Origin of the sequence: Chryseomicrobium aureum, assembly GCF_016909155.1 — a bacterium.
GTDB lineage: Bacteria > Bacillota > Bacilli > Bacillales_A > Planococcaceae > Chryseomicrobium > Chryseomicrobium aureum.
This window is the reverse complement of record NZ_JAFBFG010000003.1, coordinates 75,467-89,771: the sequence shown is the minus strand read 5'-3', so window position 1 is coordinate 89,771 and position 14,305 is coordinate 75,467. Positions and strand designations below refer to the sequence as shown.

At 43.4% G+C, this 14,305-nt stretch carries 15 protein-coding genes; 9 read left to right on the top strand and 6 right to left on the bottom strand.

What is annotated here, in order from left to right; translation table 11 throughout:
• The 3 genes from uxuA to hxlA are packed head-to-tail and all read left to right on the top strand — an operon-like array spanning window position 1 to window position 2,545.
• Window positions 1–1,071: a mannonate dehydratase gene (gene uxuA / locus JOD03_RS04680; protein WP_204589679.1), complete on the top strand. Its 1,071-nt coding sequence runs from the start codon at window positions 1–3 to the stop codon at window positions 1,069–1,071.
• Window positions 1,072–1,076: 5 nt separating this feature from the next.
• Window positions 1,077–1,910, top strand: coding sequence for an SDR family oxidoreductase (locus JOD03_RS04675; RefSeq protein WP_204589678.1), 834 nt, complete (start codon window positions 1,077–1,079; stop codon window positions 1,908–1,910).
• A gap of 2 nt (window positions 1,911–1,912) precedes the next feature.
• Window positions 1,913–2,545, top strand: a complete 633-nt coding sequence (gene hxlA / locus JOD03_RS04670; protein ID WP_204589677.1) for a 3-hexulose-6-phosphate synthase — start codon at window positions 1,913–1,915, stop codon at window positions 2,543–2,545.
• Between the two features lie 303 nt (window positions 2,546–2,848).
• Here hxlA and JOD03_RS04665 read toward each other — a convergent pair whose 3' ends face one another.
• Window positions 2,849–3,685 carry an STAS domain-containing protein gene (locus JOD03_RS04665; RefSeq protein ID WP_204589676.1) on the bottom strand — a complete coding sequence of 279 codons (837 nt, stop codon included), beginning with the start codon at window positions 3,683–3,685 and terminating at the stop codon, window positions 2,849–2,851.
• Between the two features lie 254 nt (window positions 3,686–3,939).
• On the opposite strand from JOD03_RS04665, the gene JOD03_RS04660 reads away from it, so the two are divergent.
• Together JOD03_RS04660 and JOD03_RS04655 are read left to right on the top strand one after the other, a co-directional pair.
• Window positions 3,940–5,121, top strand: a complete 1,182-nt coding sequence (locus JOD03_RS04660) for a M20 family metallopeptidase (RefSeq protein ID WP_204589675.1) — start codon at window positions 3,940–3,942, stop codon at window positions 5,119–5,121.
• Window positions 5,122–5,362: 241 nt separating this feature from the next.
• Entirely contained in the window at window positions 5,363–5,812 is a 450-nt protein-coding gene (locus tag JOD03_RS04655) for a HEAT repeat domain-containing protein (RefSeq protein ID WP_204589674.1), read from the top strand.
• 164 nt (window positions 5,813–5,976) lie between these two features.
• Here JOD03_RS04655 and JOD03_RS04650 read toward each other — a convergent pair whose 3' ends face one another.
• The 3 genes from JOD03_RS04650 to JOD03_RS04640 all read right to left on the bottom strand — a co-directional run bounded on the left by JOD03_RS04650 (window position 5,977) and on the right by JOD03_RS04640 (window position 8,612).
• Window positions 5,977–6,987, bottom strand: coding sequence for a diguanylate cyclase domain-containing protein (locus JOD03_RS04650; RefSeq protein WP_204589673.1), 1,011 nt, complete (start codon window positions 6,985–6,987; stop codon window positions 5,977–5,979).
• 201 nt (window positions 6,988–7,188) lie between these two features.
• Window positions 7,189–7,827, bottom strand: coding sequence for a transposase (locus tag JOD03_RS04645; RefSeq protein ID WP_239584834.1), 639 nt, complete (start codon window positions 7,825–7,827; stop codon window positions 7,189–7,191).
• Between the two features lie 197 nt (window positions 7,828–8,024).
• On the bottom strand, window positions 8,025–8,612 hold the full coding sequence (locus JOD03_RS04640; protein ID WP_204589672.1) for an HRDC domain-containing protein: 588 nt from the start codon (window positions 8,610–8,612) through the stop codon (window positions 8,025–8,027).
• A gap of 280 nt (window positions 8,613–8,892) precedes the next feature.
• On the opposite strand from JOD03_RS04640, the gene JOD03_RS04635 reads away from it, so the two are divergent.
• On the top strand, window positions 8,893–9,438 hold the full coding sequence (locus tag JOD03_RS04635; RefSeq protein WP_204589671.1) for a GNAT family N-acetyltransferase: 546 nt from the start codon (window positions 8,893–8,895) through the stop codon (window positions 9,436–9,438).
• 9 nt (window positions 9,439–9,447) lie between these two features.
• Here JOD03_RS04635 and JOD03_RS04630 read toward each other — a convergent pair whose 3' ends face one another.
• Together JOD03_RS04630 and arr are read right to left on the bottom strand one after the other, a co-directional pair.
• A complete protein-coding gene (locus JOD03_RS04630; RefSeq protein WP_204589670.1) occupies window positions 9,448–9,753 on the bottom strand; it encodes a hypothetical protein in 306 nt (101 codons plus the stop codon).
• A gap of 163 nt (window positions 9,754–9,916) precedes the next feature.
• Entirely contained in the window at window positions 9,917–10,330 is a 414-nt protein-coding gene (gene arr / locus JOD03_RS04625) for an NAD(+)--rifampin ADP-ribosyltransferase (protein WP_204589669.1), read from the bottom strand.
• A gap of 296 nt (window positions 10,331–10,626) precedes the next feature.
• Between arr and JOD03_RS04620 the strand changes: the two genes are divergently transcribed.
• From JOD03_RS04620 to JOD03_RS04610, 3 genes are all read left to right on the top strand, one after another.
• Window positions 10,627–12,180 (top strand): ATP-binding protein, encoded by a 1,554-nt coding sequence (locus JOD03_RS04620; RefSeq protein ID WP_338032431.1) that lies wholly within the window; start codon window positions 10,627–10,629, stop codon window positions 12,178–12,180.
• 4 nt (window positions 12,181–12,184) lie between these two features.
• Window positions 12,185–12,874 carry a response regulator gene (locus JOD03_RS04615; RefSeq protein WP_204589668.1) on the top strand — a complete coding sequence of 230 codons (690 nt, stop codon included), beginning with the start codon at window positions 12,185–12,187 and terminating at the stop codon, window positions 12,872–12,874.
• Window positions 12,875–12,968: 94 nt separating this feature from the next.
• Window positions 12,969–14,282 carry a CitMHS family transporter gene (locus JOD03_RS04610; RefSeq protein WP_204589667.1) on the top strand — a complete coding sequence of 438 codons (1,314 nt, stop codon included), beginning with the start codon at window positions 12,969–12,971 and terminating at the stop codon, window positions 14,280–14,282.
• Window positions 14,283–14,305 lie beyond the last annotated feature (23 nt).

Here is a 14,305-nt window from a genome sequence, read left to right as displayed (position 1 = left end):
ATGAATATGACATGGCGCTGGTATGGTCGTGGTAACGATCAGATCACTTTAGAGCACATCAAACAAATTCCAAACGTAAAAGGCATTGTGTGGGCACTTCATGGTAAAGCGGCTGGGGAAGTATGGCCACTTGAAGAAATCAAAAGTGAAGTTGACTACATTCGTTCACACGGATTCCACGCTGACGTTGTAGAGAGCGTGAATATCCACGATGCTATAAAGATGGGGTCATCAGATAGAGATACCTACATTGAAAATTACAAACAAACCATTCGTCACCTTGGACAAGTAGGGGTAAAAGTTATTTGTTACAATTTTATGCCCGTGTTCGACTGGACACGTACGGATTTGTATCATCCACTGCCGGACGGCTCTACTGCACTTTTTTATGAAAAAAACAAAGTAGATGATATCGAGCCAGCAGAATTGATTGAGAAAATTGCAAGCTCAACAACAATGACGATGCCAGGCTGGGAACCGGAAAGACTTTCAAAAATTCAAGAATTGTTTGAGGCGTATGCAAACGTCACAGAAGATGATTTATGGGAAAACTTAGCCTACTTCTTGAATGCAATTCTTCCTGTATGTGAAGAGGAAGATATTCAAATGGCGATTCATCCGGATGATCCACCATGGTCGATTTTCGGGTTACCACGCATCATGACAAATGGTGAAAGTTTAAAGCGTTTACTTGAAATCTCTGATTCAAAAGCAAATGGAATCACATTCTGCACGGGTTCACTTGGTGCGAATCCTACTAACGATATGGTCGCTCTCGCGCATCAATTCTTAGATCGATCACCGTTTTCTCATCTACGCAACGTCAAGATTTTTGAAAACGGGGATTTTATCGAAACGTCTCATTTTACATCAGACGGCTCTGTTGACTTAACAAATGTTGTACGTGAAATGGCGGATCAAGGTTTCACAGGTTATGTTCGTCCTGATCATGGGCGTCATTTGTGGAACGAGGAAGGCCGTCCAGGATACGGATTATATGACCGAGCTCTAGGAGTTATGTACTTAAATGGTCTCTGGGACGCATTTCAAGCGCGGAAGCAGGAGGTCTAAACACCATGTATACACATGAGAACTTAAGAGGGCGAGCTGCTGTCATTACAGGTGGAAGCGGCGTATTGTGTTCCGCTATGGCAAAGGAATTAGCAAAACAGGGCGTACGTATCGCACTCATCAATCGCACACTTGAAAAAGGTCAAATCATCGTAGATGAGATTCGAGCACTGGGAGGGGAAGCGGTCGCTTACTCAGCTGACGTTCTCGACCGTCCATCACTTGAACAGGTTCGTGACCAGATAATTGCTTCTTTTGGACAAGTAGATATTTTAATTACAGGAGCAGGCGGGAATCAACCTGGGGCTACGACTACAAACGAAGTATTTGGAGAAGGGGACGCGTCGCAAACATTTTTCGATATGGATGCTCAAGCTTTCTCTAAAGTGTTTGACTTGAATTTCACGGGAACATTTTTGACTTCTCAAGTGTTTGGAAAAGAGTTGTTAAAATCTAAGAATCCTGTCATTTTGAATATTTCATCGATGAGTGCTTACTCACCTATGACAAAAGTTCCTGCTTATAGCGCTGCAAAAGCATCCATCAACAATTTTACGATGTGGATGGCTGTTCATTTTGCAGAGGCTGGTTTGCGTGTCAACGCATTAGCACCAGGGTTTTTCCTAACTGAGCAAAATCGTAAACTATTAACGAATGAAGATGGAAGTCTGACAGATCGCTCACACAAAATCATGACACATACACCAATGCGTCGTTTCGGTAAACCTGAAGACTTACTTGGTACCATGCTTTGGCTCGTTGACGAGCGCTATTCAGGCTTTGTCACAGGAGTGACTGTACCTGTCGATGGCGGGTTCATGGCCTATTCAGGAGTCTGATTATGAAACTACAATTGGCTCTAGATCGCCTGACACGTGAAGAGTGCTTTTCATTGATTGAAGAAACTGCTGAGTTCGTGGATATTGTTGAAATTGGAACTGGTGTCATCAAAGAATACGGGATGGCAATTGTGCGAGACATTCATAAGCAATTTCCGGATAAATCTCTTTTTGTTGACATGAAAACGTGTGATGCAGGTAGACACGAAGCCTATCAAGCTTTTGAAGCGGGTGCTAGCTACGTTACTGCAATGGCATTTGCCGCGGATCAAACGATTCAAGATATGTTACTAGTTGCGAAGGAGTTTGAGGGCGAGATCGTGATCGACCTGTTAAATTGTTCAGACCCCGCAAAAGTTCGAGCACTTTATGAGCTCGGTGCACGTCATTTCTGTCTTCATATCGGCAAAGATATGCAATCAAAAGGGGACACTTCCGTTCTTACACACATCAATTTAGTGAGTGGTTTAGATAACGTAACCATCTACATCGCAGGGGGTATCAACTTAGAGCGTGCTCACTATTTGGACGCTACACGCATTGATGTAGCAATAGTTGGGAGCGGTATAACTGCTAACAATACCCCACGGATCGAGGCACAGGCAATCCGTAGTGTATTGATGAGCAAATCGTAAATGATTAGAGTACTTAATGGGTGCCTGTCACCAAATGGGAATCACTCCCATTTAGTGACAGGCACTATCTGGGATATTACATCCAATTTTAGAGTCAAGGAAGCACCTCCGCTGTGGCGGAGGTGCTTTTGGCATTTAGAAGGTTATCTACAAGAGGTGAGTTTTTAGAGTTTGAATAGTTGAATGAAACTTTTTGGGGGTGCCTGTCACCATTTTCCACCAGTTCCCAATTGGTGCCTGTCACCAATTGGGGATACATTCCAAAAAAACTAGAGCAACCTCAGTTGGCTACTCTAGTTTCATTTAATCGTGTATATATAACTCTAACGCACGTGAAAGTGAACTGTGCATTTTGATGTCTTTAAAATCCAACCCTAGGTGCACAGCGGTCTGCGCAATTTCAGGGCTCATTCCAGAAAGTGAGGTCTGCACACCGATCAAGCGCAGTCCCTTGATCAGTTGGAAGATTTGATGGGCAACCATTGTATCGATAATAGGTACGCCTGATAAATCAATGAACAGTCGCTCGAATTTCTTTTCCGCACATTGCGTCAATGCTTTCTCGAAAATGACTTGCGCACGATATGTTGTGATTTCTCCGATTAATGGGAGTAAGCCGATGTTGTCAGTCAACCGGATGACAGGCGCACTCATTTCCACAATCATTTCTTGTTGCGCATTCAAGCGCTTTTCTGCAGCTTCCGTATGCTTATGTGTGAACTCTAAAATAATTCCGTTTACAGAGTCTGTTACACCTTTCGACCACTTCATGACCTCGATTGCAGAAAATTGGTCCGCGTTGGCTATGACATATTTCTCAATCAACTGCATGTATTGCGTCTCGATTCGGAAAAATTCCGCGATGATGTCTTCTAGCGGTGTCATTTGATGGGCTGTATCTTTGGAAATACTGTCTACCCACCGATGCACTTCTTCGTCATAATTTATCATTTCAGGATCAAATAACTTTGCAAATAATAGATGAAAAGACTTGTTTTGAGCTTTCAATAACTTGATTTCATCGGGGTTTTGAGTGCCATACACGCCATTTCGGTCCTTATCGAGCGAATTGTACCAGTTTTCGGTCAGATCGTCCGCGCGATCACGAATAAATTCATAAAGCTCTTGGTTCTTCCTCATACATTCCCTCCACTAATTAGGTAATCATTAAATTCAATAACTACTATGTTATCATTAAATGATAGTTTTGGTGCCTGTCACCATTTGGAAGTAGCTCCCATTTGGTGCCTGTCACCCCTTCTTACTACCATAAAGAACAAAAAAGTATCAAAAAAAGTTTTTTTGGTGTGAAATCTGGGAACATAAAGAAATAAGAATTCGTTTATATGTTAAGCTAGAGATTATAGATTTACCAAAACAAGGAGAGATAAAGGATGCATTATTTCAGGACACAGTTGCCAGAGATGCTCACTAAACTCGAAGAAATCGTAAATATTGATAGTGGTTCCAGGTTTAAAGCTGGAGTCGATGAAGTGGGCGACCGTCTAGCCCGTGAATACAAAAAGATTGGTTTCACAGTAAAGATTCATGAAAATAAAACACTGGGTAACAACTTAGTGTTGAAACACAAATCTGTAAAAGACCCCAAAATTTTAGTTATTGCCCATATGGACACGGTGTTCCCAGAAGGTACAGCAAAAGAACGCCCATTCCGAATTGAAAATGGATATGCTTATGGTCCTGGAGTTGCTGATATGAAAGCAAGCCAAATCAGCCTTTTATACGCAATGAAATATCTGCAGTCTTTGGACCCGGATGCTTTAAAAAATGTCGTCATCATCTTAAATGCGGATGAAGAGATCGGCTCTCGCGCGTCACGTAAATTAATCGAACACTACAGTCGACTAGTTGATTATGCGCTTGTTATGGAACCCGCTCGAAAAGATGGTTCAGTTGTGTCGTCACGCCGAGGTGGGGGGCGCTACATTATGCGCGTACGCGGAAAAGCGGCCCATTCCGGTGTTGCGCCAAAAGAAGGCGTAAGTGCGATTCAAGAACTTGCCTACAAAATTACAAAACTCCACCAGCTTTCTGACCATGACAATGGAGTCTCAATCAACGTTGGGAAGATTGAAGGTGGGCGCTCCACAAGTGTCATTCCAGACTCTGCGGTGGGGTACGTGGATGTGCGCGTTCGGAACAAAAAGCAGGGGCGCGATGTCACGGAACAGATTGAGACCATTTGTGCGGAATCGGATGTGGAAGGTACGAGCATCGATTTAGAAGGCGGAATCAATCGTCCACCGATGGAATTCGATGAGAAAAACCAAGAGCTATTGGCCATTGTAAAAAGTGTTGGAGAAAAACACGGTATCACAGTGACGGATACACATACGGGTGGTGGCTCAGACGCTTCATTCCCGTCTTACCTTGGTGTAGCGACGATCGATGGGATGGGCCCTATTGGAGACAAAATGCACAACGAGGGCGAAAATGTTTTAGTTGAATCCCTACCAGAACGAACGTTACTTCTAGCCGAAACAATCCGAGAATTGTCTCGTCAAAATGAGCGTAAAGTTGCGAGTGCGAAAGAGAATTCAAAGCAGTTTGCCTAAATAAACGAGGAGTTGAAATCAATTTGATTTCAGCTCTTTTTGCGGGGCAATATCCAAATAGTGCCTGTCCCTATTTTCCACCTGCTTCCAAATAGTGCCTGTCCCTATTTGGAAGTGAAACCCAATCATCAATCACACTATTTTCAGTCATTTGTATCAAACGCTGCAAACGACTATACTTAATGGACACTACTGGGATCGAGAAAAAACCCCTTCCAGTTTCGAATGAGGAGAGATTACCATGACTGAAAACACCAATGAACAAACTGTTTCTGAATGGATTGGCCAAGCACGCGACCGCTCGAGCTGGGAAACACGTCTGAACGCAGTGAAAGAATTAGAGAAATATGACACACCAAAAGCGCACGATACAATTATCAGCTTAGCGCTACATGACCGCGTTTATGCGGTGAAAGAAGAAGCAGTGAACATCGCAAACCGCTTAAACTTGAAAAAAGATGGCCAGAAGATCACACTTTCCAAAAAGAACACGAAATACAAAAACAGTGATTTCACAAAAGTGTTCCATCAAGTGAAGCGTGAAACGGAAATGGATGAGTTTGAACTCGATGCCTTCAAAGAAGCTTTCCAATCCGCAAACCCTGAAATGTATGACACGATGCACTACGAGCATGGAGAGAAGTTCGATACGTGGATTGAAAACAAATACATGAACTTGCCGAAGAAATAAAAAAATCCGTATCCGAAACCTTTGAAAGGTTTTGGATACGGTTTTTATTTTGAGTTTTGTGCGGTGCCTGTCACCATTTTCCACCAGTTCCCAGATGGTGCCTGTCACCCAGTCACATGTTCCGATTTCCGGTTCTCAGGACGAGAGGTTTCCTTTTCATTCGTCTAATTTACTCTCGAATAAAATCGATAACCATTTTTATCTTTTGCTTTCACTTGATAAAGTGCCGTGTCTGCATTGCGAAGAAGTCGGTCTGCATCAATCCCGTCTTTAGGGTACATGCTTATACCAATCGAGCAGGTGATTGTAAAATGCTTACCCTCCACTTCGAAAGGTGTTTCAAAACTTGAACTAAGCCACTCAACAAATTGTTTGGTTTCCTGTTCATCTTTATCCGCTAGAAGAAATAGGAACTCATCGCCCCCGGTCCGAGCGAGCGTGTCATATAGACCGAGCTTTTTGTAAATACGCGTGCTGAGTTGAATAAGAAGTTCGTCACCAACAAGATGACCATGCTGATCGTTCACTTGTTTGAAGTTGTCTAAATCCAAATACAGAAGAGCAAATGAAGTGTTCCGTTTTTCCGAACGCGCTAATAAGGAGTGCAAGCGATTTGTGAACATACGGCGGTTAGGAAGCCCTGTCAGATCGTCCAAATAAATGAGGTCCTTTAACTGTGCTTCTTCAAGCTTGCGATCCGTGATATCTCTTAAGATGAAACTGATAAAACGACCTTCTCGAATGGTCCATGTTCCAATACTGACCTCAATGGGAAACTCCCGCCCTTTATTTGTGAGGCCAAGTGTTTCAATCATACGATCAAAATTTGATGAGTCTTCGAGCTTTAAAAATTCTGTGATGGCTTGTTTGTAGGAAGGTTGAATTTGTTTCGGGACGACAGTGAAAATGGGTGTGCCAATCATCGTGGACTTTGTATAACCGAAAAGTCGTTCAGCACCTCTGTTCCATTGTACAACCGCCCCATCTATGTCCGTGACGATAATGGCGTCGTGGGCCGATTCAATCAGAGCTTGAAAGCGAACTTCCGAATCGTCGAGTTGATTATGTAGCTTTCGTTGATGTTTTAAACTAAAAATAAGGGCAACGAGCAAAAGTATACTTATACCGATCAAAATAATAAGGCCACTGTTCCAATCTTGCATGTCAGGGTTCATCATCAATCATCCTTTCCGTCAGACAAACAGTTCAAAAAATCAGTTGAAATGGAGGTATATGGAATGTTTCTAGTTGTTTATAGAACTATATATGTCTAAAGAATTATACAGTAAAAATGGGTTATAAGATACAGTTTTGGGTTTAAGATATGGTGACAGGCACCAAATGGAAACTGATGGTAAATGGTGCCTGTCACCTAGTTACTTTTTCTCTAAACTAACAAAAGGAAGTAGTTGACGAGAATCATACTCTTCTAATTCCACTCCATTTTCAATTGCAAAAAAGGTTCGATGTAAAACAAAATCAACATAACTAGTAGTTGTCTTTTCAAAAGGATAATACAGTAAGTTGGGTAAGTAGGTAAGGTCTAAGAATTTAGGAGCTTTCTTTTCTGAAGAAACATAATGAGGAAAACTGCTGTGGGGATAGTCTTTCAAATCCTCAACCATTGGTACTTGGGTCTGAATCGGGTTTCGGTGAATGTAGGCACTAGTTTCCAAAACTTTGCGAGGAGTACGCACTGCAAACGCCCAAAATCTTTGCTGATAAATACGACCGATAAAGTCATAGCGTTTTCGGTAATGATCGCTATAGCGTTTATTGACAAGCGCCATTATTTTAGAGAGATTACCGTGTTCTTCACGAATCAGAATGTGGTAATGATTTGACATGAAACAGTATGCAACAATTTGAAAAGGATAACGTTCATGTGCAAGTTCAAAGGATCGAGTGAGCTCCAGCATATCCAGCTCTGTTGGATAAACGTTGTGGCGGTTGTTTCCGCGCATAATACAATGATAAAAATGATTGGGTTGAAATGCTCTTTTTTTTCGAGGCATATAGCCCCTCCTTTCAAATAGAATGCATTCACATTACCACAGTATGGAATCAATTGGGAATAACGCATTTTTGATCTCTGAGTCTATAGGGGTGACAGGCACCAAATGGGAACTGCTGGTAAATGGTGACAGGCACCATCAAGTTTCTTGAAAAGTAGAAAACCCATCCCTGAATCATTCAAGGGATGGGATGCTTGCTAGGCTTTTGCAGGTTCTACTTCTGACTCCACCGCTGCTTTTTGAACAATGGCTAAAATCGCTTCGCCATAATCCTGAATTTTTCGAGGGCCGATGCCATAAATAGTTCCTAATTCCTCTAGTGTCGTGGGCTTTTGAATGGCAATGTCTATAAGTGTTTGATTAGTGAAAATAATGTATGCAGGCTGGCCATTCGCTTTTGATTCGCTATTACGAAACTCACGTAAAGCGCGCTTCACATTTTCACTCGTTTCGTCCAACACTGTCTCGAGGAGTGGTGATGAAAAGGAAGCTGTCCGTGGGATATGCGTCAGATCAATGAGAGGAAGTTGCCTGGTCATATGCCGATGAATGACTTCCAACAAGTCTTCTCCAAATTCTTCGGCTTTGTTCAGAGTGATGCCAGGAACACGCAAAAGTTCGAGGAGTGTTTTCGGTTTGTGAATTGTAAGGTATTCCAGAGTAGCATTCGAATAAACGCGAGTTACTTTTCGAGCATCTTGTTGGGCGAAGTGGTAACGAAAGGCGCGCAAAATCATACGAAGTTCTTCGTCATTTGCAGTGGATGAAGCTGGTGAGGTCAACATGGGATTCCTTCTTTCTAAGTGGTTTAGGGGAAGGAGTTCGCCAGTGTAGGGGATAGTGGAACCAAATGATTCCAATTAAAGTGTAGCGTATTCAGATGATATATACAAACTATTCTGTGAAATAACAGGGTGACAGGCACCATATGGAAACAGATGGTAAATGGTGACAGGCACCAAATGGAAATTAGCTACCAGATAAAAGAAAAAACCTCTAGTGACACATCACGTGACTACTGATAAACTAGTAAAAATCCATTTTTCCCAGAAAGAGAGAATGCCAATGACCATTGAGTTAATAATTCCTACAAAAGAACATATTCCTGCAATTGAAGCATTTCGCGACCTCTTTCCAGAGAGTCCGAATGGTATTCATGGGAGTTCGCAACTTGTCAAAGCAGAAAGTTTAGAGCTATGGCTCGACCAAGTGGAGAAAGATCGCTATGAGGAAACCGTCCAAAAAGGTTGGGTCCATACCGAACAATATGTTGCAGTCGATTCAAGGACCGGCGAAGTTGTGGGTATGTTGAATTTCAGAAGAGCTTTGAATGAGTACTTATATAACTACGCTGGCCACATTGGGTATTCAATTTCGTCTTTACGTAGAAGAGAAGGGCTTGGGAGTGAGATGTTGCGCCTTGCTTTAAGAGATGCTGAGAAATTTGGAATTGAGCGAGTGCTCATCACTTGTACAGATGACAACTTAGGATCTGCCGGTGTCATCGAGAAAAATGGAGGCGTTCTAGAAGATAAGCGCGTAGATCCAGGTGACGGTGAGTTGACGAGGCGTTACTGGATTGATATGAAAAAAACAGCCGCTCTCAAATGAGGGTGGCTGTTAATATATACTATTTTTCTCTACTAGTTTTGCATACTTGTCAGGACGAAGGTGTTTATAAACAGTAGTAAGTGCAATGAGATAAAGCAGATGAATACCGGCAATAAATGCGATAGATCCATAAATTACTTTTGAGCCCGTCAGTTGATTTAAGAAATAACTAGTCAAAAGCATATAAATAACGACTGGAATAACACGTACGAACGTATCTGCACGATTTTTCAAAGTTTTTTCTGCTAGCGAATAGACAAGAGCAATTGACACGAAATAGCCAACCAAAGTTGCAAAAGAAATCAGAAACTCCACATCTTGTCCTCCTTATTAAGCACAGTTTAGACATACGTTTTCTGGTAATTTCAGTTTATCCGAATGTCCTATTTTTGTGAATCATTGTGGTGGGATTTTTTTCTAAATTGTGCATCTGGTCACCATTTCCACCAGTTCCCATTTGGTGCCTGTCACCAATTAATCAATCCTCAATCACGTTCTTCCCCTCATCCGCCAACTTCTTCAGTGCATCGCGCATCGCAGCAACCTGTTCATCTGTATGGCGCTCCCAAGTAGCGAGTTCTCCAACAATCTTCAGTGGAGCAGTAGACCTATAAGAACGTGTTGGGTTCCCGGGGAAGCGTTTGTCCGTCAGGTTCGGATCATTCTCAAAGTCACCAGTCGGTTCAACGATATAAATTCGTTCTGTTTCCCCGTTTTGCGCGAGTTCCGCTCCCCATTTTGCAGCGTCCAGTGTTGCCGTAAAATAAATGAAATTTGACTTCCTATCTTGATAGTTCGACCGGAATTGCGGAGTTAAGACTTCACCAAGCGCCAATTTTGCTTTCGTTCCGTGAAAAAATGGACCTGCATCAAGAATCGTCTTTTCGTTCAAGGCTGATCACTCCTTCTAGTTTTGTAAATTAGTATAGGAGACTATCCCCTCAAAAGGTAGTCTGTTTGTCATTCATTATTCATGCTACACTTAAAGTAGAGAGATGAACGCGCCCTTGCAACTGTAGGGGCTTTTTTATTTGGGGGATAGTTTCCATACGGTGCCTGTCACTATTTTCTACCAGTTCCCATTTGGTGCCTGTCACCCATCCTTTTTTCATGCTACACTTAAAGTAGAGAGATGAACGTGCCCTTGCAACTGTAAGGGCTTTTTTCGATTCGGAAGGAGGACCCCGTGTGCAACGATTCAGACACTCCCTGACAGCACGATTACTAGTGACGATGAGCATAATTATATTCACCATCTGTGTATTGTTTCTCATCTTGATCAATCACTACCTCCAAGACTCGATTGTAGAAGAGATGGGAGAAAAAGCGCTTACCAGTGCCTATTTAATTGCAGATCGTCCCGACGTGCACGCTGCTTTTTTTGAACCGAATCCTTCCGAGCTATTGCAACCGATTGCTGAAGAGATACGCAAAGATACACAAGCGACATTTGTCGTTATTGGAAATGCTCAAGGAATTCGCTACACGCATCCGGACCCAGAAAAAATTGGTCAGTCCATGGTAGGTGGCGATAACGACTCTGCGCTTGTGAACGGGGAAGCGATTGTGTCCATCACGACCGGATCCCTTGGTGAATCGATACGCGGGAAAGTACCGGTGATGGTCGACGGGGAAGTGGTCGGCATCATTTCGGTCGGCTATTTGACAGAAGAAGTGCAACAGTCAATCAATGCTGTATTCCAGAGCTGGCTTCAGCTGACGCTCCTAGTTGCGGCTGTAGGTATTGGAGCAGCATTCCTAGTAGCCATATATGTAAAGCGCCAACTTCTTGGTATGCAACCAACCGAAATCGCAGGATTGTACTCGGCGTACCATACGATTTTAGAAGAAACGTCGGATGGGATTGTGCTCGCTTCCGAGACGCATAAAGTAGTCATTGCGAATGCGCGTGCACATGAGTTGATTCCCCAACTGAAAGAGGGCGTACTGCTTCAGCACGTTCTTCCAGAAAAACTGGTAAGAGAAGAGGCCATCCGAGCTCTTGAAATCCCTCTCCAAAACCAAGACATCATCTTGTCGAAAGCCCCGTTGGAACGGGACAAGAAATTAGGATACTTGTACGTTTTACGAACAAAGCTCGAGTACGAAGCGCTCACGAACGAGCTCAATCGCGTCAAACAACAGGCGCAGATGCAACGCGCGAAGACCCATGAGTTTTCAAACAAACTGCACGTGTTGCTCGGTCTGTTGAAACGTAAGCAAGTAGAACAAGCCATTACTTTTATTCGTGATGAGCAGCACGACTCAACGGCAGAACTGACGATGCTTGGCAAACAAGCGCCGGTTCTCATTCAAGCGCTTTTAGAAGGGAAGATTTCGGAAGCAAAAGAACGGGGAATCGTGGTCACAGTGGATGCTGAGAATGAGCTAGATCAGTATCCGGAACAACAAGTAGATGCCCTTGTGACAGCACTCGGGAATGTCATGCAAAATGCAATCGATGTATTGCAAAAAGTGGAGCAAACAGACAAAAAAATCCATGTTGTCATCCAGCAGTATAAGCACGAATTGCTCATTGAAGTGCATGATAACGGACCGGGAATCGACGAGGAGACGGCCGCGCATATCTTTACACTCGGGTATACAACAAAGGATGGCTACGACCATGGATATGGCCTCGCGTTGAGTGTGCAAGCACTCCAAAAAGAGGGCGGCACCATTTTAGTAGAAGAGAGCCATCTGGGCGGTGCATGTTTCCTACTAACACTTAAAAGGACGTGAACAAATGAAGACTTGGATACTTGAAGATGATTTCCGGATTGCAGCTTTACATGCAGATTATATCCAGTCGCTCAAACCGGAGGCAGACATGCGCCAATTTTTGAATGGGGCAAGCCTGCTAGAGGCGCTTCGTTTTGAGCAGCCCCATATTTTATTCATGGATCTTTATATTCCTGACGTGGAAGGGTACACGCTCGTGCGCGAGATTCGAACAAACTTTCCAGAGGTTCGGGTGGTCATGGTAACTGCTGCGAACGCCCACCGTGACGTCACAACACTTTATTCGTACGGCGTGTTCGATTACATCGTGAAACCATTTGATGAGGCAAGACTAACGCTCACATTCCAAAAATTCGAGCGAATCGAGAAGGCTTTAGAAGGGGAATCGAGTGTTTCTCAAAATACGTTAGATACCCTGTTCGTTTCAGCCACTTCTTCTTCGGGGGAAAAGGAATTTCCTAAAGGCATTGATGCGTTAACTTTAGATAAGGTGATGCAGTTATTTGGACGGCAAGGACATTCGACATTGACAGCGACAGAAGTCAGTGAACTCATTGGAACGAGCCGTTCGACAGCTCGTAGGTATTTGGAGCATCTTGTGGAAGCAGGTAGGTTGGAGACGAAGCTTCTCTACGGAACTGTGGGACGGCCGGAGCGTAGTTATGTGATGCGTGAAACTTATGAACAAAATTGATTTAATGTAGCTTACTGAACGAATGACCGTATTCTTCCTCCGTGTTGTGAATTGTCTTACTATTAGGACAAGCTTCAACAAGGGGGACATCGGTATGTTAAGTGTAATTGGAATTGTAACGATTCTTGTGATTGTCGGGTTATTGATCAGTGGACGTGTATCGCCACTAGTCGCAATGGTTCTTCCGCCAATTGTGGCGATGTTTATAGCCGGGTTTTCTTTTGATGATTTAGGTAGGTTTTTCTCAGACGGCATTAGTTCGGTCATTAGTGTTGCTGTGATGTTTATTTTTGCAATTATTTTCTTTGGAATTATGCAGGACGTGGGCCTGTTTGAACCAGTGATCAATAAAATGGTAGCGCTCTCAAAAGGGAACGTGGTGCTCGTAGCCCTTGTGACTGTAGCAGTTGCGGGAATTGCCCAACTCGACGGTTCTGGCGCTTCAACATTCTTGATCACGATTACAGCGCTGTTGCCTCTTTATGTGCGACTTGGCATGAATCCTTATTTATTGTTATTGCTGATCAGTGGTTCGGCCGCAATTATGAATATGCTTCCATGGGCGGGACCGCTCGGACGTGTGGCTTCGGTTCTTGATACAGATGTAACGGAGTTGTGGCATCCACTCATTCAAATTCAAGTGATTGGTATCGCATTGATGCTGGTCATTGCTGTATTCATGGGCTTCCGGGAAAAGCGTTTAATTGCGAAACGAGAAGCAACTGGAACACCACTGAATTATGATTTGAGCAACAGTATTTTAAATAATGAAGTCGATGATACGTTAAAGCGTCCGAAATTACTTTGGGCGAATGGAATTTTAGCGGTTGGCGTCATTGGCGTATTAATGTCAGGTCTCCTTCCCGCTGGACTTGCATTCTTGATAGGGGTAGCAATTGCGTTACCGCTGAATTATCGTACACCTAAAGAACAGATGGGACGTATTCAAGCACATGCATCGAATGCGTTGACGATGGCTTCCATCATCATCGCAGCCGGCTTATTCCTCGGCATTTTAAATGGGACGGGGATGCTTACAGCGATTGCTGGCAATGCCGTGAATATCTTGCCGGCGTTTATGGCGCAGTATTTGCATATTATTATCGGAGTTCTCGGAGTACCGTTTGATTTGTTGTTAAGTACGGATGCATACTACTTTGCTCTGTTTCCAGTCGTGGATCAAATCGCGTTGACATATGGCATTGAATCGATGTCGACAGCGTATGCGATGATTATCGGGAATATCGTGGGCACGTTTGTATCACCACTAGCACCAGCAGTTTGGCTCGCTTTAGGTTTGTCAGGGCTTGAAATGGGCAAGCATCTACGGTTCTCGTTCTTTTGGATGTGGGGGCTGAGCATCACGTTGTTAGTGATTGCTGTATTGCTTGGAGTTATCCAGATATAAAAACAAAAGGTGACAGGCACCAT

Bases quoted from the DNA above. Each gene is read 5' to 3' on its own strand.
- JOD03_RS04665 (WP_204589676.1), bottom strand. From the start codon at position 3,685: ATGAGGAAGAACCAAGAGCTTTATGAATTTATTCGTGATCGCGCGGAC.
- hxlA (WP_204589677.1), top strand. From the start codon at position 1,913: ATGAAACTACAATTGGCTCTAGATCGCCTGACACGTGAAGAGTGCTTT.
- JOD03_RS04645 (WP_239584834.1), bottom strand. From the start codon at position 7,827: ATGCCTCGAAAAAAAAGAGCATTTCAACCCAATCATTTTTATCATTGT.
- JOD03_RS04655 (WP_204589674.1), top strand. From the start codon at position 5,363: ATGACTGAAAACACCAATGAACAAACTGTTTCTGAATGGATTGGCCAA.
- uxuA (WP_204589679.1), top strand. From the start codon at position 1: ATGAATATGACATGGCGCTGGTATGGTCGTGGTAACGATCAGATCACT.
- JOD03_RS04640 (WP_204589672.1), bottom strand. From the start codon at position 8,612: ATGTTGACCTCACCAGCTTCATCCACTGCAAATGACGAAGAACTTCGT.
- JOD03_RS04650 (WP_204589673.1), bottom strand. From the start codon at position 6,987: ATGAACCCTGACATGCAAGATTGGAACAGTGGCCTTATTATTTTGATC.
- JOD03_RS04610 (WP_204589667.1), top strand. From the start codon at position 12,969: ATGTTAAGTGTAATTGGAATTGTAACGATTCTTGTGATTGTCGGGTTA.
- JOD03_RS04660 (WP_204589675.1), top strand. From the start codon at position 3,940: ATGCATTATTTCAGGACACAGTTGCCAGAGATGCTCACTAAACTCGAA.
- JOD03_RS04615 (WP_204589668.1), top strand. From the start codon at position 12,185: ATGAAGACTTGGATACTTGAAGATGATTTCCGGATTGCAGCTTTACAT.
- JOD03_RS04635 (WP_204589671.1), top strand. From the start codon at position 8,893: ATGACCATTGAGTTAATAATTCCTACAAAAGAACATATTCCTGCAATT.
- JOD03_RS04675 (WP_204589678.1), top strand. From the start codon at position 1,077: ATGTATACACATGAGAACTTAAGAGGGCGAGCTGCTGTCATTACAGGT.